A 22284-nucleotide genomic window follows, 5' to 3' on the forward strand; every position below is an offset into this window, starting at 1 on the left:
CGGCCTATTTTTCAGATGTCACATAAGCGGCATAAAGACGGATGTCCTCAGGGCGCACACCCGTGAAATCGATCCGGAGGCGGATGGGTTTGTCTGTAATGATGTTCTTTTTGTCTCCCCAAGTAACACTCTCGCGCAATCCAGACTTGGCCGGCCCGGTACATTGAGCCGCTTCGTAACCTGGAAGGGGGCGGAATTGCTCATCGAGCACTGTCACTTTGACCGAACTATACTCGCCAAGTCCTGAAACGTTCAAACTAACGGTAGTTGGATTACCATTGGTGGAAAGGAGTGCAGAAACTACATGCGCGTTCTGTTTTGAGGACTGCAAATAGCCTAGACGGTCGCGTTCCCAACGGGCAACCCGCACACCGGCATGTGGCACCACCCAAATAGAATACCAGAAAAGCGTTTCCTCCCCGACGTTTGCAAAACCTTGGCCCTGCATGATAGCTGGGGCGCGATCCAGCGGTCGAGTTGTCCCGTCGGGCAGCCACCAGTCTGGCGTCTCCTTCGCCTCGATGATTCGGAAATCCGGAATTGGTTCGTAAAAATGCAAGGCGTCGTGACTCACAAGGAAACCAGTGTCGATTGAAACCCAGCGGCGGTCATTGTTTGGGTGTCCGTGCCACTGACCGTAGAAGCCGAGAACTACATTCCCACGATCCCAAAGGCCCGCACCCAGGTGAACCTGTTCGCCGTCCCTTGCGCCTGTACGGTTGATCGGGCGCGGTGCGATCGGATCTCGCCGGAAACCTTGGACAGAGGCCTCGGTCCAGTGCTCAAAATCGTACGACATCTGCGTGACAAGCGAGCGCACGGGCGAGGAAGGTGACCCACCGAATTGACCGTTCAAAAGGTATGCACCCTTGTACTTGATCCCGCCTTGCGGCTCCATTTTGTTCGCGCCGCGCGGATTCTGCGGTGATTCGGTCCAGCGTACGCCATCCGGACTATAGGCTACGCCAAAGAGCAATCCAGGATACTTGCTACCAGTAAAAACCATTTTGAAGCGGCGGTTGGCGTCGGTTTCTTCCGGCTCGTGATAGACAATGCAGCCCGCCACCGAGAACCCCCCTTGGTCGAGATCGACGAGGTTGTTGTCGCTGTTCGCTCCATATTTTACCAGCCCAAGCGCAGGCTTTTCCCATTTCCGACCGTCTTTGCTCTTCGCGAAGTGAATCCTGTACCGGCGCTCCTCATCTTGGTCGCCCATTCCGAGATACCACATCCAGAGTTCGCCGTTTACCTCGCAGACGGACCCATAATAGATCACGCCACGGCTGTCCGGAGCACCCGGAGGTCCCATGGCAATCACTTGATTGGATGCAGTCCCGGAAGACGATTGGCTGCTCACCAAACTTAGTCGGACACCGTATTGAAACGGCAGCCAGTGATCGTCGAAAGAAAACAAAACCTTCTCTTCCGCTTGAACCGAGCCCCACGAAAGGAGGATGGATAGGAGAAAAAGACGGGCTTTCGAAAAGAGCGAAGATTGGCGAAGCTGGGATATCATAAAATTGTTCGTTTTCTTATCGATAGATTGCGAGTTCCATCGAGCGCAGTTCACATGTTCCTTTTTTCCGGTCGAGGTTATTAATCTTCACCGTGTTCTTTCCCGCGACGATCCGACCCAGCGGCACGGTGTAGAACTTCAAAACTTGGGGAGCTGGATAGCCGGGGTTTTGTTCTACCGGGGCAAAGAGTTCGGTTCCCTCATGAGTCAGCGGCTCCAAGGCCTCGCCATTCAGCCAGGCGCCAATCTGCAACCCCGTGCAGTCCAGCCGCGTTTCGATGCGAAGCACGGCGCGATCAAACCGCACCTTTGTCGTATCGTCGGGAATCACCAGCTCGGCGATGCACTCATTTTTTGCCGGGAAAGTGCCGAAGCCAGGGGAGATCACATAATTCTTGGACACCTCCCGGAGGAAATCGACATCGGTGATCCCCTTGAGACCTTTCGCCATCGCCAGTCGCTTTTCAGCGGGAACATAGTCGTAGTTGAACAAACTCAATCCATCCACGCCGCGGTGGAATAGGTTCAGCGCCGACGCGCGGTATGTCTCAAAGGTCGTGTAGCGGCGGCCGGAACCCTTGGGTGAACCGGACGTCTGATACGTGAGGTAGTTCATCTCACCGAAAAGTTTTCCGTAACTGGTAGCCGCCCGGAACTCTTCGACGCCCAGTTCGATCGTGTGAACGTAGAACGAGGAAATATTGATCATCTCGACCAGTCGCTGCTTGTCCCACTCTTGGATATCCAGCCCAGCCGCTTCGCAACTGGCCAGTCTCTGGGGAATCCGGATGCAGAGCTTCAGCGACTTCCCGCGCTCGCGACCGATGTCTTCCATCATGGTCTTGATGCGCCGGACGAAAGCCGTCATCACGCCGCGCCCGGCTTCCAGATCCGCGTTGCGGAAGAACTTGGGATAACGCTGGAAATCGAGCTCCACGCCGTCCACGTCGTAGTTCGTGCAGAGTTCGCGCAGGATCGAAAAGTAGTAGTCCTGCACCCCAGGCAGCATATAATTGAAGAGCCGGACATTGTCGTCAACCTTGTCGCCAGTCTTGGCGGCTGCCGCATCGGAATCGCCCAACCAGTATTCCGGATGCTCGCGCCAGAACGCGTTGTGGGTCGGCCAGGTGAGATCGCCCACGTAGTGATGATCGTTCATCCGGTAGGAGATGAAAAAATCCTTCCCGTTCCGCCGGCAGGCCTCGAGCGTTTCCTTCACCGGATCGCCGCCACCGTGAATATAGCCCATGATCCGGTCAAAAGCCGGGAACTTCGGCGAGCGCTGCTCCGGCGTGTATTTTTTCCACTGGGGATCGATTTCGGACGGATAGAGGTTTGTCCGCCACATCGTCGGGCAGCACATGACGGCATCGACGTCCGTGTCTCTCAGCTTGTCGATGTAGGAGCCGATGTAAGCCGGGTTGTTGTCCTTTTTCCCAACGATGATCAGCAGTTCGTGATTGAAGAGGCATTTGTAATTCGTGGAGGCTCGGGCTGGTGTTTCGCCACGGATGCTGGTGGCGGCGAGGGCGCAACAGGAGAGCTTGAGAATATCTCGGCGGGAGGGCGTCATGGTTGGAAGGCGTTCAGTCAATGAGGTAGCTATACAGGTCCCCATTCTCCAGGTGGAACCTAAGGCGTATCGGAGTGTCTGCCCCGTAGCCAAAGCTGAGCAGGGTGCTTTTTACTGGTGTGGTAGGTTGCGGGAATTCATCATAGCTGTCGGAGTCTTCCTTGGAGCCGCCAGGCTTCGCCGAGTGCAAGGTGTCATCTTGAACGCACCGAGGCGACAGCATTCAACAGGTCGGTTCAGTTGACCACTTAAGGTTTGATTGCTTCGCGTTTTGAGTACGTGCCGCCGATAACGAGACGGAAAGTCTTCTGTATCCGGACCTGCTCCTTGAGCACACCGGGTTTTCAGCGCAGCCCGACGCACGAGGAATCTTGCTGCACTTCATCTTTCGAATAGCTTGGCATTGGCAGGCTATTGGTTGGCTCGTATCTACTTTCTTATATTCTTAGGCGAATATTCCTAACTTTGGATGATGACAGGCCCAAGCTTGCAACGAGCCCGCGGAAAAGGATGGAAAAAAGTTGTCCGGTTTTGGCGGTTGGTGCGGTATATCCGTCCCTGCCTGATTTTCAACCATGAAGCTTATCCTACTGACTCTCGCACTCCTCGGCTCCTCCGTGCTCGGCGCGGAATGGCTCCATCTACCGGCCAAACAAGGAACGGCGAATGGCAAAAAGATTGTCCTGGTTTCCGGGGATGAGGAATACCGCACGGAAGAGACCTGCCCGATGCTGGCGAAGATCCTCAGCCAAAAGCACGGCTTCGATTGTACCGTCCTCTTTGCCATCCATCCAGAAGGCGGATACATTGATCCCAACTATCAGAAGAACATCCCGGGCACGGAGGCTCTGGCTTCGGCGGATCTGCTCATCATCGGTTCACGTTTTCGTCAATTGACGGATGATCAGCTCGCCCCTTTTACCGCTTATCTGAATGCAGGTAAACCGGTCATTGGTTTCCGCACGGCCACGCATGCCTTCACCGGCGCAGCCTCGACGGGCGATTTCAAATGGGCTGAGTTCGGACTTAAAATTCTGGGCGAAAAATGGGTGAACCATCATGGCAAGCACAAGGTGGAAGGCACACGCAGCCAGGTAGAAGCGGCCAATGGAGCTGAGCCAGTGCTCAATGGTGTGGGCGAGATCTTTGCGACGTCGGATGTTTATGGCATTGCGAATCTGGATGAAAAGACCGCGAAGGTGCTGCTGCGTGGTGCAGTGACGGAGTCATTGGACCCGGCCTCGAAGGCCATTGCCGGAGAGAAAAACAATCCGATGATGCCGCTGGCCTGGCTGTATGAATACACTGCACCCGATGGCAAGACGAAGGGAAAATCCTTCTGCACCACCCTGGGAGCCTCAGTCGATTTTGCGGATGAAGACCTGCGTCGCCTGATCGTGAATGCGGCTTACCAACTTGTGGGCAGCCCGGTTCCGGCAAAGGCGGATGTAAATTATGTGGATGCCTTTGAGCCGACCTTTTATGGCACCAACAGTGGTGAGCATTATAAAAAACTGAACCGCAAGCCTGCCGACTATGCACTGGGTCATAGTCCTGCCACGGGCCTGGCACCTGCACAGAAGAAAGCAGCCAATGCCAAAAAGGAGCCGGCTAAGAAAACCACCAAAGGCCCTCCACTGGATGCCCATGGTGAGCGCATCCGCCCAGACAACAGTGGCGATGGAGGTCCGCATCAGCCAAAAGTGGAGCCTCCTGCGGCTACCACAGCGCGTGCGCAGAATGTGGCCCCGCCTGCGAAGGGCGAGCGAATCGTACTCATTGGCAATGGTCTGGCCGAGCGCGATGTTTATTACAGTCGCATTGAGACAGAGCTGCATCTTCGTTATCCGGATCAGGATCTTTATCTCCGCAACATGGGTCATGTGGGCGATACGCCCGGCTTCCGCCCGCATCCCTCCCGTGTCTCCCAGTGGGCCTTCCCCGGCGCGGAGAAGTTTCATCCCGATAAGCAGATCCATCGCGGCAAAGGCTTCTACGCCACGCCAGACCAGTGGCTAACCCATCTTCAGGCGGACACCATCGTGGCCTTCTTTGGTTACAATGAATCCTTCGACGGCCCAAGCAAAGTCGCCAACTTCGAGGCCGAGCTGGATGCTTGGGTGCAGCACACCTTGAGCAAGGCCTATAACGGCAAGGCTGCCCCACGCCTGGTGCTGGTCTCCCCCATCGCTTATGAAGATCTTTCCTCTTCACGTGACCTGCCGAACGGGGAGAAAGAGAATGCCAATTTGATCCTTTATTCAGCCGCAGTCGAAAGCGTCGCCAAGAAGCATAACCTCACCTTCATTGATCTGTTTTCGCCCACCCAGGCATTGTATGCCAAAACCGAGCAGCCTCTGACAACAGGCGGATTCATCCCCAACGACGAAGGGTATAAACAGGTGGCAGATATCCTGGCCACTGGACTCTACGGTCATCAGTCACACGTTTCCAAAGCCGATCCGGCCCTGGTTCATCAGGCCGTGAAGGACAAGGATTGGTTCTGGAACAATGATTACAACCTCGTCAACGGCGTCCATGTCCACGGCCAACGATACAATCCCTTCGGCCCGCAAAACTATCCGGATGAAGTGCAGAAGTCCCGTGAAATGGCCGCCTTGCGTGACACCCTTATCCATGAAGTGGCCGCAGGAAAGAAGACTGATCTGGCTGTGGATGACAGCAAGACCCATAAGCTGCCAGAGGTGCCCACCAACTATCAGCCAAGCGTAAAAAACGGCAGCACGGAGTATCTGTATGGTGACGCTGCCGTGAAGTCACTCACCGTGCCTGAAGGCTACAAGGTGGAGCTGTTTGCCAGCGAGAAGGAGTTTCCAAATCTGGCCAACCCGATGCAGCTCTCCTTTGATGATAAAGGCCGTCTGTGGGTCGCCACAATGCCGACTTATCCGCATTATAAGCCGGGCGATGCGCTGCCAGATGACAAGATCCTCATCTATGAGGACACGAACGGCGACGGCAAAGCGGACAAGGAAACGGTGTTCGCTGACAAGCTGCATTTGCCCATCGGTTTTGAGTTCGCACCAGAAGGAGTGTATGTTTCCCAAGAGCCTAACCTGGTGTTGCTTCGTGATGCCAATGGTGATGACAAGGCCGACAGCATGGAGATCATCCTGGGCGGATTTGACACGCACGATACTCACCACGCTATCAGTGCCTACACGGCTGATCCCAGCGGTGCCTTCATCCTTTGCGAAGGTGTCTTCCTCCATTCCAATGTGGAGACGCCCCACGGTCCTGTCCGTTGTGTGGACGGTGGCTTTTTCCGTTACAGCCCGCAACGCGGCCTGCTAGAGCGCACCGCCCAGCTTGCCATCCCCAATCCTTGGGGTGCAGTCTTTGATTCCTGGGGCCAGGATTTCTTCCTGCATACCTCCGGCACCAGCATGAACTGGATGCTCCCTGTCTCCGTCAAGCCCACCTTTGGCAGCAAAACGCCATCCACCCCTGACCTCATCCCGGAGGCCCAAAAAGTCCGTCCTACCTCCGGGCTGGAGATCGTTTCCTCCCGCCACTTCCCGGATGAAGTCCAGGGTGATATCATCCTCTGCAATGCCATCGGTTTCCTGGGCATCAAGCAGCACCAGATCGTGGACGACGGCACGGGCTGGAAAACCACTTTCCGCCAGGACCTGCTGAAGAGCACGGATGGTAACTTCCGCCCTGTGGACCTGGAATTCGCCCCGGATGGCTCCCTGTATGTCATTGACTGGCACAACGTCCTCGTCGGCCACATGCAGCACAATGCCCGCGACCCCCTGCGCGACCATGTGCATGGCCGTGTCTATCGCATCACCTATCCTGGCCGTCCGCTCGTCAAGCCTGCGCAAGTCGAAGGTGCACCACTCACCACGCTGCTGAACAATCTCAAGGAGCCTGAGCTGCGTACCCGCTACCGCACCCGCCGCGAGATCCGCAGCCATCCGGTGACTGAAGTGCTGCCTGCCGTGAAGGCCTGGGTAGCCGCCCTGGACAAAAACGACGCCAACTATGAGCACCATGTTCTTGAGGCTCTCTGGACCACCTGGGGCATGAATGAGGCCGATGAGATGCTGCTTCGCCAGCTCCTTGAAGCCAAGGATTTCCACGCTCGTGCTGCCGCCGTTCGAGTGCTGCGTTATAACCATCATCGCATCGCTGATCACGCCGCTCTGCTGGAAAAAGCCGCTGCCGATGAGCATGGCCGGGTGCGCCTGGAGGCCATCGTTGCCGCTTCGTGGATTCCAGATGTGGTCGCGGCTAAAAAGATCGTTGCCATCGCCTCCTCCAAGCCGCTGGATGTGTGGAGTGAAAATGCTGCTAAAACCGCTGCCGATCGCCTCGCCGGGGTGGCCGAAATCGAGAAGCCGGAATTTGCCGCCGTGCCCGTCCCGGCCCATCTGGATGCCGCCGCCAAGAAGCAGTTCCTGGAAGGCCAGAAGATCTACCACCGTGAAGGCCACTGCGTGACCTGTCACCAAGCCAATGGCAAAGGTCTCGATCCTGCTTTCCCCTCTGTGGAAAAGAGCCCTTGGGTGCAGGGTGACCCAAATCGCCTGATTAAGCTGGCCATGTACGGCCTCATGGGACCCCTGGAGGTCAATGGCAAAAAGTATGACGGCCAGGTCCCCATGACTCCCTTCGCCGGCATGCTGAAGGATGACGAAATGGCCGCCGTGCTCACCTTTGTGCGCAACAGCTTTGGCAATAAAGCGGATGCTATCCAGCCTGCCCAGGTAAAAGCCATTCGTGATGCCAATGCCGGTCGCGTGCAATTCTATACCACGGAAGAGCTGCTGAAAGAGCATCCGATGAAATAGTCGCGCCCATCCCGTATTCGTCCACCTTGTAAGCCGGATGGGGCGTTCCATCCGGCTTTTTCATTCTCCAGTGGCAATTCCATTTTTAACATGTGGGGGGAATCAAGGAATTGAGTCCCGATGTATGAGCTACAGAACAGCGTGATCCCCTTGTGATAGACAGCCCGAGACGATTCGAGAGCCTACGTTCGCAGGCCGTAGGGCGGGTTTGTCCGGCGGGAATCAGCCTCTTTTGTTCTCAGCTTTCGACGCCGGATTACCCGCCTTTCTTTGAAGGCGATGAGGGCAGAAAACCTTTGCTTCACATCGGCTGAGGAAAGATCATTGGCAGGGAAAAGGGCAGCTTTAAAGACAGGCGGGGAATTCTGCGAAGAGGTCATGGGCGTGAAGCCGCCGCTTGGCGCAGAACAACCCCGCCCTACGGTCGGCCCTCGACATCCAAGGTGATTTCGGCATTTGTTTGATGATTCGCCGGGGCCTTCTCCGTCAAAGCTCGCCGCTTCGTGCCATGGCGGCATCTGCAGGTGAGGCAGGCGGATTGGCGAAGTTCAGTTCCAGTTGCTTGGGCGCGGGTAGAAAGCGGAAGCGCAGTTGGTCACTTTCCAGCAGGGCGATGCTGGGGGTGTGATCCACGGCAATGATGAAGGGCAGGACCTTTTTCATGTTCACGCGCATGCGCTGCAGATCCGCCAGATGCAGCCGGGTGTAACGACGCGCGGCGAGGATGCGGGCCACATTGGTGACGCCCAGGCCGGGGATGCGCCACAGCAGCTCCCGCGGGGCGCGGTTGATGTCCACGGGGAACATGGCGCGGTTGCGTAGCGCCCAGGCCAGCTTCGGGTCCATCTCCAGATCTAACAAGGGATGCTCCACCGGGAGCAGCTCCTTGACGTTGAAGCCATAAAAGCGCAGCAGCCAGTCGGCTTGGTAAAGGCGGTGTTCGCGGACAAGCGGCGGGGGCTTGATGGGCAGCAGGACACTGGGTTCCGGGATGGGGCTGAAGCCGCTGTAATAAACCCGGCGCAGGCGGTAGTCCCGGTAAAGCTCATCCGCACGGCCGAGGACCACGGCGTCATTGGAGGCATCCGCGCCCACCAGCATCTGGGTGCTCTGGCCGGTGGCAAAGGCGGGCGGGCGGGCACGCGGGGCGGCCTTGATCTGGCGGGCGTCTTTTTTGGCGACTGCGGATTCGTCAATGCGGTTGCGGATGCCGCCCATGGCCGCCTTTGTCCGGTTGAGATTCTTCTCCGGGGCTAGGGTGTCCAGGCTCTGCTGAGTGGGCAGCTCGATGTTGATGCTGATGCGGTCCGCATACTGGCCGGCTTTTTCGATCAGCTCTGGCGAGGCCTCCGGGATGGTCTTGAGATGGATGTAGCCGCGAAAGTGATGCACCTCCCGCAACTGGCGCGCCACCTCAATGACCATCTCCATGGTGTAATCCGCGCTGCGGACGATGCCGGAGCTGAGGAAGAGGCCTTCGATGTAGTTCCGCTTGTAGAAATCCAGCGTCAGCTTCACCACTTCCTCCGGCGTGAACAGGGCCCTCTTCACATTGCTGCTGCGGCGGTTGATGCAGTAATGGCAGTCGTAGAGGCAGACATTGGTCAGCAGGACCTTGAGCAGGGAAACGCAGCGCCCGTCCGGTGTGTAGCTGTGGCAGATGCCCGCGCCCCCCGTGGAGCCCACCCCCTGGCTGCCACGCGAGTCTTTGCGAGCAGCCCCGGAGCTGGCGCAGGAAGCGTCGTATTTGGCCGCATCAGCCAGGATTTGCAGTTTGCGGTCCAGTTCCATAAATTCATGCGAACAGTATTCAAAAGAATACGCTTGTCACGCTTCATCGTCCGTTTTTACCACAGAAATATGCTGTTCGAGGAGTTTGCGATGTTTGGTCACACGTCCGGAGATGCGCTTCCGCCACAGGCGAAAACTTGAAGGCTTGAGCTCGCGGCGCATGATGACAATCACCTGAGATTCAGTCAGCCCTGTGCGTTCTTTGATCTCCTCGAAGGTCGTCCGGTCTTCCCAGGCCAGACGGATGATGTAGGAATGATCCGTGGCATTCATATCAGCGCACTTTTTGACCCTCCAGTTTCAGATCCGTGAGCTGCCATTCGTGGGCTTTAAAAACAAAGGGACGACGGACGTATTCTACAAATCTCGTCGGCCAGACACTGCCATCGGAGGCGGTGATAAAGTCATGAAAAGTCACGTCCGCATCCGCTCCGCGAGTGCTGTCCAGACCATTGAGCGAAAACTGCACCCGCCGCAGTTTCCCGCTTTTTTGGGAAACCCAGGCGATGACAAAATCCGCCTCACTGTCTCCTAAGCCGGGGTGGATTTCGCATTGAATCAAGTCGCACCTGTCACCCTCGACAGTACGGGCACCCAGTTGGGAAAAGTCATCCGCATTTTCCAGCAACCAACTGCTGCCAAACAGGAAGAGAGTGTAGGCATCGGCCACCAGACTGGCAGCGGAAATGGATTCAGGATCGTCACTTTTTTGGCTGTTGTAACTCACCACGGCTGGCTCCCGGCCCTGGCGGAGAACGGTCTTTAAACCCGCCGGTCCTCGGTGCGTCTGGCTGACCCGCTTTTTCCGGGGCTGATAAATCTCCACGGAACCATGGCGGAATCCCTCATCCACAAGCACTGGCTGGATCTTCGGCGAGAGCCGCGACCACTGGCCTCGGTAACCCACCTCCACAGCCTGATGGCGCTGCCAGGCTTGGCCTGAGGTTTTCGCACTGAGTTCCAGGACGGACCGGGCCTCTTTATCCGATGTGGCCTCCGCGGGAGAAGATGTCCCCGGACGCGGCAGGGAGGTACACTGAGGAAGCGCGACCAACAAGAGGCCGATGAATGTCCAACGGGAGAGGGAGAAAGGAAGCATCGTTTCCTTTACGCTCCGCAAGCCCTGACGGGCGGACTTCGATCGATCACTTCATATCAGGCCTTCTCAAAGGCATCCGCCACGCGCAGGATCGTGGCTTCATCCAGGGGCTTGCCGATAATCTGGAGGCCGACGGGGAGCTGTTTCCCGCCCTCTTCGGCCGTCCCGCAGGGGATGCTGATGGCGGGCAGTCCGGCGAGGTTGACCGGAATGGTAAAAATATCCTCCAGGTAAGCCGCGAGGGGATTGTCCTTCAGCTCTCCCAGCTTGTGGGCAGGCGTGGGGCTCGTCGGGCTGACGATGACGTCCACCTGCTCAAAGGCTTTTTCAAAATCCTGCCGGATGAGGGTGCGGGCACGCTGGGCCTTGATGTAATAGGCATCGTAATAGCCGCTGCTGAGCACGTAGGTGCCGAGCAGGATGCGGCGCTTCACCTCCGGACCGAAACCTTCCGCACGGCTTTTCAGGTAATGCTCCAGCAGGTCCTTGGACTCGGCCGTGCGATGGCCATAACGCACGCCGTCAAAGCGGGCCAAGTTGGCCGAGGCCTCCGCCGGGGCGATGATGTAATAGGTGCTCACGCCGACATCGGTGTGCGGCAGGCTGATCTCCACCGGGATGGCTCCCAGCGACTCCAGCTTTTTAATGGCGGCCTGGATGCTGGCAGAGACCCCGGCGTGGATGCCGCTGATGAAATATTCCTTCGGCAGTCCGATGCGGAGGCCTTTGATGTCACGACCAAGAGCAGCGGTGAAGTCCGGCACCTCGATATCCAGAGAAGTGGAGTCACGAGCATCTTTCCCGCAAAGATGGTTCAGCAGCAGGGCGGCATCTTCCACCGTCTTGGTGATGGGGCCGATCTGGTCCAGAGAGGAGGCAAAGGCCACCAGGCCATAGCGCGAAATGCGACCGTAAGTCGGCTTGATGCCCACGCAGCCGCAGAGGGCCGCTGGCTGGCGGATGGAGCCGCCGGTGTCCGAACCGAGAGTCGCAATGGCCAGATTTCCCGCCACAGCCGCTGCGCTGCCGCCGCTGGAGCCGCCAGGGATGCGGTCCAGATCCCGAGGGTTCCGGGTGATGCCCAGGGCGGAGTTTTCCGTGGAGGATCCCATGGCAAATTCGTCCATGTTCAGCCGGCCAAAGGGGATGCCGCCGCCGGCGCGCAGCTTTTCAATCGCGCCTGCATTGTAGGGGGCGGTATAACCCGCTAGCATCTTGGAGGCGCAGGAGCAGGGCTCACCGAGGACGTTCATGTTGTCCTTGATGCCGATGGGGATGCCACCCAGGGGCTGGGACAGGTCCGCCTGATCGGCCTCGGCCAATGCCTTTTCCAGATCCCAGGACAGATACGCCCCGATGGCGGGATTCTGTGCCTCGATGGCGGCGGCGACATCCTGGACGATGTCACGCGGGGTGATTTCTTTGGCGACGAGCCGCTGGCGCAGGCTGGCAATAGTGGAGGAGGCGAGGGACATCGGGGAAAGCAGAAGGAGAAAAGGGGTGCGGGCACTCTTGCCTGCAAAGAAACGGGGAAAATGATCCCGCAAAGTGGGAACGAAGCAGAAGGGCAGGCAGGCGGGGTCAGTCCATGACTTTGACAATTTGAAACTGGTCCATCACCCGGCGTGGCGCATTGGCCAGGGCCTCATCCTGGGTGAAGCCAGGGCGGGAGACATCGGGCCGTACGACATCAAAAACCGGCATCGCGTGGGCGCTGGGCTCCGCATCCAGGGGATAGCTACTGAGCTGGTCGATGTGCCCCAGGATCTGGGAAAGCTGGGCCTTGTAGCTTTTGGCCTCCTCTTCGGTCAGGGCGAGGCGCGCCAGCTTGGCGATGTGGTCGATGTTGATCTCAGGAGACGGCATACGCCTTTTTTAAACCGCAGCGCCGGGGGTGCAAGACGGAGAACGATTTTTCCACCGCCCGGATTCCGGGCAAAACTGCGTCTTCCGTGTCCGATCCATCCTAAATCTTGTCCGAGCATGGCCTTTCCTGATAACGTTCCTATCTGGCAACCGCCGCCCGACCCGCCATGAAACGCCTGCTCATTTTTGCCCTCGCCAGCGCCTCCCTCCTGCAGGCACAGCCGCTCATCACGTGGAAGCGCGTCCAGTTGACGGACACCTTTTATGCCGAAGGCGCGAACTTTGCCGACATCAACAAGGACGGCCACATGGACATCATCAGCGGCCCGTTCTGGTATGAAGGGCCGGACTGGCAAAAACGGCACGCTTACCATGCGGTCAAGGAATTCAACATCGTTGGTTATTCCGACCACTTTTTCTGCTATCCGCAGGACTTCAATGCCGATGGCTGGCCGGATATTTTGGTGCTGGGTTTTCCAGGCAAGGAGGCGCGCCTGTACCTGAACCCGGGCAAGTTTGAAAACGACGCTCCCTGGCCCGCCCATGTCGTCGCCGATGCGGTGGACAATGAATCCCCCGTCTTTGCCGACATCACGGGCGATGGCAAATCGGAGATCATCTGCAGCACGGGCGGCCGCTTTGGCTGGTATGCGCCGAATTGGGACCGGCCGACCGAAAAATGGCCTTTCGTGGCGGTGACCGGCGACCTGAAGGTGGCCAAGTTCACCCACGGCCTCGGCATCGGCGATGTGAACGGCGATGGCCGGATGGACCTGCTGGAGGCCCGGCGCTGGTGGGAGCAGCCGAAGGCAGGCGCGGACAAAACAGCCTCCAACACTCCGCCGTGGACCCAGCACAACTTTGCAGCGGGCATCGGCGGCGGGGCGCAGATGTTCGCCTATGACTTTGACGGGGATGGCAGCAACGACGTGGCCACCGCCCTGGCCGCGCACCAGTATGGCGTGGCGGTTTACCTGAACCGCATGCAGAAAGCCGATGAGGCAGGCAAGAGTGCCCGCCCCACTTGGGAAAAGCGCACGCTGGTGGGCGAGCAGCCTTGGGAGAACGATTACGGCATCGTCTTCAGCCAGCCCCATGCCATGCATCTGGCGGACGTGGACGGGGATGGCGTGAAGGACCTCATCACCGGCAAACGCTACTGGGCGCACAATGGCCATGGCGATCCGGACGAATCCGGTCCGCGCGTGCTGTATTGGTTTCAGACCAAACGCGATGGCCATGGCGGCGTGGAATTCATCCCGCATCTGGTGGATGCCGAGAGCGGCGTGGGCACCGATGTCCAGGTGGGCGATGTGAACGGGGACCAGCTGCCGGACATCGTGGTGGGCAACAAGGCCGGTCTTTTTGTGCTGCTGCAGGAGCGGCAGGAAGTGAGCGCCGAGCTGGCCGCGCAAATGGCCCCGAAGAAAATGTACGGCCCTGGAAGCATGGAGCACGGCCCTTCCGGCCTAGTTCCCCAAAAGGATTACAAAACCGGCCAGACGCCGCAGGAAGCGTTGAAGAACATTCAGTTACCCGCAGGCTTCAAGGCCGAGCTCATCGCCGCCGAACCGGATGTGGTGCAGCCCATCGCCATGTGCTGGGATGAACGCGGCAGGCTGTGGGTGATCGAGGGCAACAGCTACCCAAAACCGCGTGAACCGGGCGCGGGCCAGGACCGCATCCTGATCTTCGAAGATTCGGATGGCGACGGCAGCTTCGAGACGCGCAAGGTCTTCGCGGAAGGCATCAGCCTCGCCAGCGGCATCGAGATCGGTTTTGGTGGCGTGTGGGTGGGGGCCGCGCCTTACCTCATGTTCATTCCCGATGCGGACCGTGATGACCAACCCGATGCCAGCCATGCGCCCTCTGAATCCAACGGCACGCCGAAGGTCCCCGGCCTGCCTTTCACCGCCTATGCCCTCCTGGACGGCTGGGGCAGCCAGGACACGCATGAAACCCTGAACAGCTTCATCTGGGGTCCCGATGGCTGGCTGTACGGCTGCCATGGTGTTTTTACACACTCAAAGGTAGGCCGGGTGGGCACGCCGGATGCCGAACGCGAGCCGCTGAATGCTGGTGTGTGGCGTTATCACCCCGTGCGGCACACCTTTGAAGTGTATGCCCACGGCACCAGCAATCCCTGGGGCCTGGACTATGACCAATACGGCGAGTTTTTTGTCACCGCCTGTGTCATCCCGCACCTCTATCACATCGTCCCCGGCGGCCGGTATCAGCGGCAGGGCGGCCAGCATTTCAACCCCTACACCTACGACGACATCAAGACCATCGCCAACCACTCGCATTTCGCCGGCGACATCCGGTCGAATGCACACTGGGGCGCCCGCAAAGGCGGCGGCATCGTCGCGGATGATACCAACCAGGCTGGTGGCGGCCATGCCCATTGCGGCCTCGCCATCTATCAAAGCAGCCAGTTTCCCGCGAGCTACCGCAATCAGCTCCTATTTGGCAACCTCCACGGCCATCGTCTCGTCACCAATTACCTGGACCCCAAAGGCAGTACCTACATCGGCAGGCACGGCAGCGATTTCATGCGGTCTAACGACATGCATTTCATCCCCGTCACACAAAAAGTCGGTCCAGACGGCGCGCTCTACGTCAGTGACTGGAGCGACAAGCAGGTCTGCCACCGCGGCAGCAACGCCATCGAAATGTGGGACCGCAGCAACGGGCGGATTTATCGCGTGAGCTATGGAGAAAGTACGGTGGGCACTCCTGCCCGCCTCAAAGCCCATAGCGGCGAAGCTGCGAAATCAAACGAAGGCGAAAGGAGTCTTCGTGATCTGCTCAATGACTTAGTTCGCGACACGATGACAATCCAGTTACCCAAAGCTCCGTTCAACCTCCGCAAAGAAGAAACCGACACTTTAGTCAAGCTTGCCGTGCAGCCGGAAAACGAGTGGTTCTCACGTATGGCACGGCGGGTGTTGATGGAGCGATATTACACAGATGGGTCTTTAAATGATAAATTGTCCGGCAAGGGATTGGGCATGGAGGCAAGCTCAGAGCTTGGGAATTTACTGGCTATGGAGCACGAGGACGAAATCGGATTTCACACGATGCCAACCCCCAACCGTTTGCGGGCTCTTTGGCTATTGGTTAGCGCAAACGAGGTTAATGGGAACCATTTATACCTCCTCAATGGGTTACAATTGAAAGATCCCGTCGTCGTCGCCCAGATCATCCGTTACACAATGGGAGGATATCGAGGAAAAGAACTTCACACCGCGGAAGCAGAAATGAATCCATCGAGTCGCAAGATAATGGACCAGATTGCGGCCAACCTGATCGACCTCGCCAAAAATACCAAGTCAGCAGTGATTCGCCGAGAACTTGCATCGTCACTGAGCGGATCATTTAGCCGTTTTGAACAAGCCATCGCCACCGCCCTCCTCCAGCATGCCGAGGACAACGACGATCCTTACATCCCGCTGCTCATCTGGTATGGCATTGAGCCCGTCGTCGGCGGCGATGCCCAGACCGGCCTTGAGCTGGCAAAGATCTCCAAGATGCCGAAGGTGACGGAGTTTATCTACCGCCGCCTCGGGGCCGAGGAACAGGGCCGCACCGCCCTCCTGGGCATCGCCGCCGATTCGCCCGACACCGCCCTGCGTGAAACCCTGCTGCGCACGGTGGTGGAAGCGGCCCGCACGGGCAACAAGGTGGCGCTGCCCAAAGACTGGGTGCAAATGAAAACTAAGTTAGGCAACGGCCCGATGATCTCGGAGCTCGAAGCCTTCATGGGCGTGGAAACCAGCCTCGTCGCCTACCGTGACACCCTGCTTTCCCAAGCTGCCGTCGCACAGCGCGAGGCTGCCTTGCGCATCCTGCTTCAGGTGCGGGACCCGCAGACGGCGGCTCTGCTGCACCAGCTCATCGCCCAGGATGACCAGGCGATGGTGCGGCGTGCGGTCCAGGCCCTCGCCACCCTTCCGCATGATGGCACCCCGGCCCTGTTGCTGGCGAAATTTGCGACCTTTGACGCGACCACCCGCAATGATGCCATCAACACCCTGGCCACCACGCCTGCCGGGGCCAAAGGCCTGCTAGTGGCGGTGAAGGAGGGGCGGATGACCCGGTCCATGCTCTCGCCCTTCCTGGCCCGCCAGATGTCCGCTCTCCAGGATGATGAAGTGCGGGCCCTGATCAAGCAGGTCTGGGGTGACCTCAACGCCCCCAAGGCCGATCTGGAGGAGAGGAAGGCCAAATTCCGCGCCACCCTTTCACCTGCGGCCCTGGCCCGGGCCGATGCGGCCAAGGGCAAGATGATCTTCAGCGCCACCTGCGGAACTTGTCATCGTTTGTTAGGCGAGGGCCAGGATGTCGGCCCGGACCTTACCGGCTCCAACCGCGCCGACTTGAACTACCTCCTGGATAACGTCCTGGATCCCAATGCCGTCATCGGCAAGGACTACCAGCTCAACATCTTTGAACTGAACGACGGCCGCATCGCCAGCGGGGTGATCAAGGAGGAAACCGCCGCCGCTTACCGCGTCACCCTGCCCGGCGGCATCGAGCAGATCGTCACCAAGACCGAAGTCAAAAAGCGCACCCTGTCCGCCATGAGCACCATGCCCGAAGGCCTCTTCGATGCCCTGCCTGCCGACATGGTTCTGGACCTCGTGAAGTATCTTCAAAGTTCTGCAGTCCCGGCTTCAGCCAATCCAGAAAAAACCACGGCAGTGCCCGGCGCTATCGAAGGCGAATCGCTCAGGTCCAAAGCCACGGCGGGTAACGTGAAGCCCCAGAACATGTCAGGCTTCAAAGCCGGGCACTGGAGCGGCGGCAAGCACCTCTGGTGGACCGGTGGCAAGGTGGGCAGCACGCTCAAGATCACGTTCCCAATCGCAGAAGCCGGAAAAAAGAAGATCTACGCGGTCTTCACCAAAGCCCCTGACTACGGCATCGTCAGCTTCAAGGTGAACGGCCATTCAAGTGCCCTCGGCCCCGTGGATCTTTATGATGCCGCCGTCGTCAACACGGCGGAGCAATGGATCGGTGAATTTGAGTTCAACGCGGGCGAACAGGTGCTGGAAGTGATGATGGACGGCAAAAACCCAGCCGCCAAACCCGCCCTGATGTTTGCCTTGGATTATCTCCGCGTGGAGTGAGAGTTGCGTACGTGGCGGCAGCCCCAACGGGGCGGGACAACAAAGCCCAGGGCAAGCGACGCAGGAGCGCCGCCCTGGGTTAGGTGAAGGGATATGAGATTCATCGAGCCCTGAAAGGGCGAGGCACTGCGGGTATTTCGCGGCCCCATTGTCCCGCCCTTTCAGGGCTTTGCCTTGATTGAGGTACACGCCTCACATACCCAGGGCTATGCTCGCCAAGCCTCGCTGGCCCTGGGCTTTGTTATCTCGCCCCTTTGGGGCTTCTGATTGTAAGAATGCACGCATGCCTTTGTGCATGTGAGCTGCCTTGAATGGCCGTGCCTGCATCCTCCGCGTGCGCCGTTTCATTTCGACAATCTTCTTGAGACTCGCTTATTTGTGATCATGAAAGACCTCCAAAGCACCAACGCCATGTGGCTAAAGGGGATCCTGTTCCTGCTCATCGGGCTGATGTCGGCGGCCATCCTGCTGATTGAGCACGGGAGCTGGCGGACGGCGCTGCTGCTGGGGCTTTGCATCTGGGGATTCTGCCGAGCGTATTATTTCGCCTTCTACGTCATCGAGAGATGGGTGGACCCGGAGTACAAGTTCAGCGGGCTGGGGCATTTTTTGACGTATGTTTGGAAACGGCGGCGGCGGTGAGCCACACAAGGCTTGAAGTTTTTCGCGGATCCTGCGTAGAAGTCTGCCATGTCACGCTTTCCCAGCCTCTTCCGTTTAGCTGTCCTGTTCCTCGCCTCCGCCGTCCATGCGGCCGAACCGGCCAAAGTCCCCCTGTGGCCGGACGGCGCTCCAGGGGCCAAAGGGCAGGAGGACAAGGACCAGCCGTTCATCTATGCCTGGCCGGCGGCCAAGGAGACCGCCACCAAGGCGGCGTTCATCGTCTGCCCCGGCGGTGGTTACGGCGGGCTGGCCGCGGATCATGAGGGCGTGCAGGTGGCCAGGTGGTTCAACGGCATCGGCGTCTCCGCCTTCGTGTTGCATTATCGGTTAGGCACGCAGGGGTATCATTATCCCATCCAGCTCATGGACGTGCAGCGCGCCATCCGCCACGTGCGGGCAAATGCCGCGCAGTACGGCATCGATCCCAACCGCATCGGCGTCATCGGTTTCTCCGCCGGCGGGCATCTCAGCTCCATGGCCGCCACCCTCTTCGATGAAAAACCCGAAGGCATGACGAATGATGCCGTGGACCAGGTCAGCGCCCGGCCGGATGTGGCCGCGCCTACCTATGCCGTGATCTCGATGATTGATGACTTCGCCCACATGGGCTCGCGCAAGAATCTGCTGGGACCCAATGACAGCGACGAACTGGCGCGCAAGGTGAGCACGCATCTGCGGGTGACCCCGCAGACCCCGCCCACCTTCCTTTTCCAGACCGATGAGGACACCGTGGTGCCTGCGGAAAACGCGGTGAACTTTTACCTGGCCTGCCGCAAAAACGGCGTGCCTGCGGAGCTGCATTGCTACAAGCCCGGCCCTCACGGCGTGGGTCTTTATTTGGGCGATCCGGTGCTCGGCACCTGGAGCGGGCATCTGCGCGACTGGTTGCGCAACCAGGGTTTCCTGAATCCTGCGGAACGCGCGGCGGTCACCGGCAAACTCACCGTCAACGGCAAACCCGTGAGCTGGGGCAATGTGGTCTTCAGCGCTGAAGACCCCTCCGCCCCCGTGGCCGGAGTCCGGGTGCGCGGCGGCAATTTCAAACTAGATGCCAAGGCCGGACCGGTGGTGGGCAAGATCAAGCTTCGAGTCAGCTACAGCGCCGCAGATGTCCCCGGACTCGACACCCCGGATGGCACAGTGACCGCCACAGAGCAGAAGGCAGGAAGCGGTGAATGGACCGTCGAAATCAAGCCTGGCGATAACAAGCTGGACCTGAACGTGGAGCGCTGATCTTTTAAACTCCGACGACCTTCAAAGCCCAGGCAATGAGGGCCGGAGCGGTCACAAGGCTGACGATCGTGGTGGCCAGCACACACTGCACCGCAGTGGGTGCATGGCCGCCATAATGACGGGCGATCATGATGGTGAAAACCGCACTTGGCATGGCTCCCTGAACAATGAGGATGCGTTTCAGCTCCCTCTCCAAAGGCAGGTAAAAAGCCGCCGCCAGAAAGGCCAGCGGGATGACAAACTGCCTCAGCACAGGTGCGAGCACCGCAATGGACCAGCGCATCCTCTCCTGCCCCCAAATGTCCGCAATGGAGGCCCCGATGATCATCACCGCCAGGGGCACCGCGCAGGCTCCCATCATCGCCAAGGTCAGATGAACGACCTCCGGGACGTAAGCATGCAGGCCGGTAAAATTGAGAACCAAAGAAGCCAGGATGGTGATGACCGGCGGATTCAGCGCCAGTTTCCAGGGGGCCTTATCCAGTCCCGTCAGCAAACCCACACCCGCCGTCCAGCAGGCCAGCTCCACGCCTAACGTAAAGGTGAACATGACCCCCAGCGTGCCCTTTTCAGGAAACAACGCCGTGACAATCGGGATGGCCACGAAACCGTAATTCTGCATGCCACAAGCGACGGCAAAAGTCCGCCGGCCTTCATGCCTCTGCAGCCCGATCAGCGGCGCAGCAAAGTATGAAACGGCGATGCCAACCGCCACCAGCACATACCCCAGGCTGGCGGCGATGAGCACAGGTACCGGGCTCATCACGGCTTCATTGCCCACCACCCGCTCCAGAATCAGGCAGGGTGTCAGCACGGTCACCGCCAGCCGCATCATGCCCGCATCCGCCTCCCGTGGCAGGATGCCCAGCTTCCTCACCGCAGCCCCGGTGGCCAGGGTCAGGTACACCGGCAGCACGACGGTGAGGATGGTGGCAAAATCGAGCATGGGAGGGTGCAGCAGGGAGCTGCCTCAAAAAAGGTTAGTCGGCAGTCTCCGTGATCTCCAGCCTTGGGAAAAGCGGCACCGGAGCACCGAGCTGGTGGCCTTCCTTGAGCATGCCCCACTTCAGATCGCTGAACTGGAACCCTTCCGGCATCTCCCAGCCGATCTGCGCCCGCGCTGTGGCCATCGCCGTCGGCATGATCGGATTCAGCAGCACGCTCACATGCACCCAGGCTTCCGCCAGATGATAGAGCACGCTGTCCAGGCGCGCCGCCTGAGCCGGGTCTTTGGCCAGCGAGAAAGGCTTGGTGCTGTCCACGTACGCATTCGCAGCGGAGACGATTTTCCACGCGGCAGCGATGCCGTCATGGATGGCCCAGGAGCTCATGTTTTCCAGATACGCAGGCAGCGCATCCGTCACCGTCTGGCGCAGGGCCGCATTCTCAGCGTCGTCATACGTTCCAGGAGTCAGCACACTTGCACGATACTTCTGCGCCATGTTGATGCTACGGTTCAGCAGGTTGCCCAGGCCGCCCGCGAGCTCCTTGTTATAGGACATGATGATGCGCTCATCGCTGAAGTCGCTGTCATAACCGGTGGCGATGTCGCGGGTCAAATAATAGCGCAGGCCGTCCGGAGTGAAGGTGGCTGCGAGCACATTGGGATCAATCACGTTGCCCAGGCTCTTGCTCATCTTCGCACCCTTCACATTCCACCAGCCGTGGACAATGAGACGGGGGATTTGCTCATCGCTGAAACCGAGGGCGTGCAGCATGATCGGCCAGTAAACCGCATGGGCGGGCACCAGGATGTCCTTGCCGATGACGTGGGCTTCTGAGGGCCACAGCTTGCTAAAATCTGGCAGGCCGACATCGCCGTTGCCGGACTCATCGGCCAGATAACCGGCAAAGCTGATGTAATTCGTCAGCGCATCGAACCACACGTAGTTCACAAAACGCTCATCAAACGGCAGCGGGATGCCCCAGCTCAGGCGCTCGATCGGGCGGCTAATGCACAGGTCCTGCGGCGTGCCTTCCAGGGCGTTGAGCACGTCGTTGGCACGGTGGGCCGGATAAATGAAATCCGGGTGGCTGCGGATGTAGCCCTTCAGCCACTCCACATGATCGCTGAGGCGGAAGTACCAGTTCTCCTCCTCCAGTTCCACGACCTCGCCCCATTCCTCACCAAAGTTGCCGTCAGGACCACGCTCCTTGTCCGTCAGGAACTGCTCCTGCCGCACGCTGTAAAATCCTTTGTAACCCTGTTTGTAGAGTTGCCCGCAATCGTGCAGCTTTTGCAGCATGGTCTGGACCACGCGCTTGTGCACGGGATCTGTCGTAGCAGCCCAGCCGTCGTAACGCACATTCAGTTTCTCCCAGAGGGAGACAAAATGCGCGGTCACGCCGTCCACAAATTCCTGGGGGGACTGGCCGGCCTTGTCCGCGCTTTTTTGCACCTTTTGCCCATGCTGGTCCACCCCCGTGAGGAAATACACCTCCCGGCCATTCAGCCGCTGAAAACGCGCCATCACATCCGCCAGCACCTTTTCATAGGCATGGCCGATGTGGGGCGGCGCGTTGGTATAATCAATGGCGGTGGTGATGTAGTAAGGCTTCACGGTCAGGAAAAAGAGAACCGCAGTGATACG

At 58.9% G+C, this 22284-nt stretch carries 14 protein-coding genes; 4 read left to right on the top strand and 10 right to left on the bottom strand.

Going from position 1 to position 22284, the window contains the following annotated elements; translation table 11 throughout:
• Positions 1 to 4: 4 nt before the first annotated feature.
• Genes EI77_RS05635 through EI77_RS23290 form a run of 3 tightly spaced genes read right to left on the bottom strand, consistent with a single transcriptional unit; the run spans position 5 to position 3312 of the window.
• Entirely contained in the window at positions 5 to 1516 is a 1512-nt protein-coding gene (locus EI77_RS05635; RefSeq protein WP_133793756.1) for a glycoside hydrolase family protein, read from the bottom strand.
• A 16-nt stretch (positions 1517 to 1532) separates the two neighbouring features.
• Entirely contained in the window at positions 1533 to 3089 is a 1557-nt protein-coding gene (locus tag EI77_RS05640) for a family 10 glycosylhydrolase (protein ID WP_166647061.1), read from the bottom strand.
• A 13-nt stretch (positions 3090 to 3102) separates the two neighbouring features.
• Positions 3103 to 3312, bottom strand: coding sequence for a hypothetical protein (locus tag EI77_RS23290; RefSeq protein WP_166647062.1), 210 nt, complete (start codon positions 3310 to 3312; stop codon positions 3103 to 3105).
• 352 nt (positions 3313 to 3664) lie between these two features.
• On the opposite strand from EI77_RS23290, the gene EI77_RS05645 reads away from it, so the two are divergent.
• The gene (locus EI77_RS05645) at positions 3665 to 7909 is read left to right on the top strand and encodes a PVC-type heme-binding CxxCH protein (protein WP_133793758.1); all 4245 of its coding nucleotides are present in this window, start codon (positions 3665 to 3667) and stop codon (positions 7907 to 7909) included.
• A 486-nt stretch (positions 7910 to 8395) separates the two neighbouring features.
• On the opposite strand, the gene EI77_RS05650 is transcribed toward EI77_RS05645, so the two are convergent.
• The 5 genes from EI77_RS05650 to gatC all read right to left on the bottom strand — a co-directional run bounded on the left by EI77_RS05650 (position 8396) and on the right by gatC (position 12665).
• Positions 8396 to 9700, bottom strand: coding sequence for a putative DNA modification/repair radical SAM protein (locus tag EI77_RS05650; protein WP_133793759.1), 1305 nt, complete (start codon positions 9698 to 9700; stop codon positions 8396 to 8398).
• A gap of 36 nt (positions 9701 to 9736) precedes the next feature.
• Positions 9737 to 9973: a TIGR03643 family protein gene (locus EI77_RS05655; RefSeq protein WP_133793760.1), complete on the bottom strand. Its 237-nt coding sequence runs from the start codon at positions 9971 to 9973 to the stop codon at positions 9737 to 9739.
• Between the two features lies 1 nt (position 9974).
• Positions 9975 to 10799 (bottom strand): hypothetical protein, encoded by an 825-nt coding sequence (locus tag EI77_RS05660; RefSeq protein WP_133793761.1) that lies wholly within the window; start codon positions 10797 to 10799, stop codon positions 9975 to 9977.
• A 56-nt stretch (positions 10800 to 10855) separates the two neighbouring features.
• A complete protein-coding gene (gene gatA, locus EI77_RS05665; RefSeq protein ID WP_133793762.1) occupies positions 10856 to 12274 on the bottom strand; it encodes an Asp-tRNA(Asn)/Glu-tRNA(Gln) amidotransferase subunit GatA in 1419 nt (472 codons plus the stop codon).
• A gap of 106 nt (positions 12275 to 12380) precedes the next feature.
• A complete protein-coding gene (gene gatC / locus EI77_RS05670) occupies positions 12381 to 12665 on the bottom strand; it encodes an Asp-tRNA(Asn)/Glu-tRNA(Gln) amidotransferase subunit GatC (RefSeq protein WP_133793763.1) in 285 nt (94 codons plus the stop codon).
• 167 nt (positions 12666 to 12832) lie between these two features.
• On the opposite strand from gatC, the gene EI77_RS05675 reads away from it, so the two are divergent.
• From EI77_RS05675 to EI77_RS05685, 3 genes are all read left to right on the top strand, one after another.
• Positions 12833 to 17797 (top strand): PVC-type heme-binding CxxCH protein, encoded by a 4965-nt coding sequence (locus EI77_RS05675; protein ID WP_133793764.1) that lies wholly within the window; start codon positions 12833 to 12835, stop codon positions 17795 to 17797.
• 384 nt (positions 17798 to 18181) lie between these two features.
• On the top strand, positions 18182 to 18439 hold the full coding sequence (locus EI77_RS05680) for a hypothetical protein (protein ID WP_133793765.1): 258 nt from the start codon (positions 18182 to 18184) through the stop codon (positions 18437 to 18439).
• 48 nt (positions 18440 to 18487) lie between these two features.
• Positions 18488 to 19693, top strand: coding sequence for an alpha/beta hydrolase (locus EI77_RS05685; protein ID WP_133793766.1), 1206 nt, complete (start codon positions 18488 to 18490; stop codon positions 19691 to 19693).
• 4 nt (positions 19694 to 19697) lie between these two features.
• Here EI77_RS05685 and EI77_RS05690 read toward each other — a convergent pair whose 3' ends face one another.
• The gene (locus EI77_RS05690; protein WP_133793767.1) at positions 19698 to 20639 is read right to left on the bottom strand and encodes an AEC family transporter; all 942 of its coding nucleotides are present in this window, start codon (positions 20637 to 20639) and stop codon (positions 19698 to 19700) included.
• A 34-nt stretch (positions 20640 to 20673) separates the two neighbouring features.
• The gene (gene metG, locus EI77_RS05695) at positions 20674 to 22254 is read right to left on the bottom strand and encodes a methionine--tRNA ligase (protein ID WP_133793768.1); all 1581 of its coding nucleotides are present in this window, start codon (positions 22252 to 22254) and stop codon (positions 20674 to 20676) included.
• Positions 22255 to 22284: the final 30 nt, after the last annotated feature.

The organism is Prosthecobacter fusiformis, assembly GCF_004364345.1.
Classification (GTDB): Bacteria; Verrucomicrobiota; Verrucomicrobiia; order Verrucomicrobiales; family Verrucomicrobiaceae; genus Prosthecobacter; species Prosthecobacter fusiformis.

Bases quoted from the DNA above. Each gene is read 5' to 3' on its own strand.
- EI77_RS05635 (WP_133793756.1), bottom strand. From the start codon at position 1,516: ATGATATCCCAGCTTCGCCAATCTTCGCTCTTTTCGAAAGCCCGTCTT.
- EI77_RS05640 (WP_166647061.1), bottom strand. From the start codon at position 3,089: ATGACGCCCTCCCGCCGAGATATTCTCAAGCTCTCCTGTTGCGCCCTC.
- EI77_RS23290 (WP_166647062.1), bottom strand. From the start codon at position 3,312: ATGCTGTCGCCTCGGTGCGTTCAAGATGACACCTTGCACTCGGCGAAG.
- EI77_RS05645 (WP_133793758.1), top strand. From the start codon at position 3,665: ATGAAGCTTATCCTACTGACTCTCGCACTCCTCGGCTCCTCCGTGCTC.
- EI77_RS05650 (WP_133793759.1), bottom strand. From the start codon at position 9,700: ATGGAACTGGACCGCAAACTGCAAATCCTGGCTGATGCGGCCAAATAC.
- EI77_RS05655 (WP_133793760.1), bottom strand. From the start codon at position 9,973: ATGAATGCCACGGATCATTCCTACATCATCCGTCTGGCCTGGGAAGAC.
- EI77_RS05660 (WP_133793761.1), bottom strand. From the start codon at position 10,799: ATGCTTCCTTTCTCCCTCTCCCGTTGGACATTCATCGGCCTCTTGTTG.
- gatA (WP_133793762.1), bottom strand. From the start codon at position 12,274: ATGTCCCTCGCCTCCTCCACTATTGCCAGCCTGCGCCAGCGGCTCGTC.
- gatC (WP_133793763.1), bottom strand. From the start codon at position 12,665: ATGCCGTCTCCTGAGATCAACATCGACCACATCGCCAAGCTGGCGCGC.
- EI77_RS05675 (WP_133793764.1), top strand. From the start codon at position 12,833: ATGAAACGCCTGCTCATTTTTGCCCTCGCCAGCGCCTCCCTCCTGCAG.
- EI77_RS05680 (WP_133793765.1), top strand. From the start codon at position 18,182: ATGAAAGACCTCCAAAGCACCAACGCCATGTGGCTAAAGGGGATCCTG.
- EI77_RS05685 (WP_133793766.1), top strand. From the start codon at position 18,488: ATGTCACGCTTTCCCAGCCTCTTCCGTTTAGCTGTCCTGTTCCTCGCC.
- EI77_RS05690 (WP_133793767.1), bottom strand. From the start codon at position 20,639: ATGCTCGATTTTGCCACCATCCTCACCGTCGTGCTGCCGGTGTACCTG.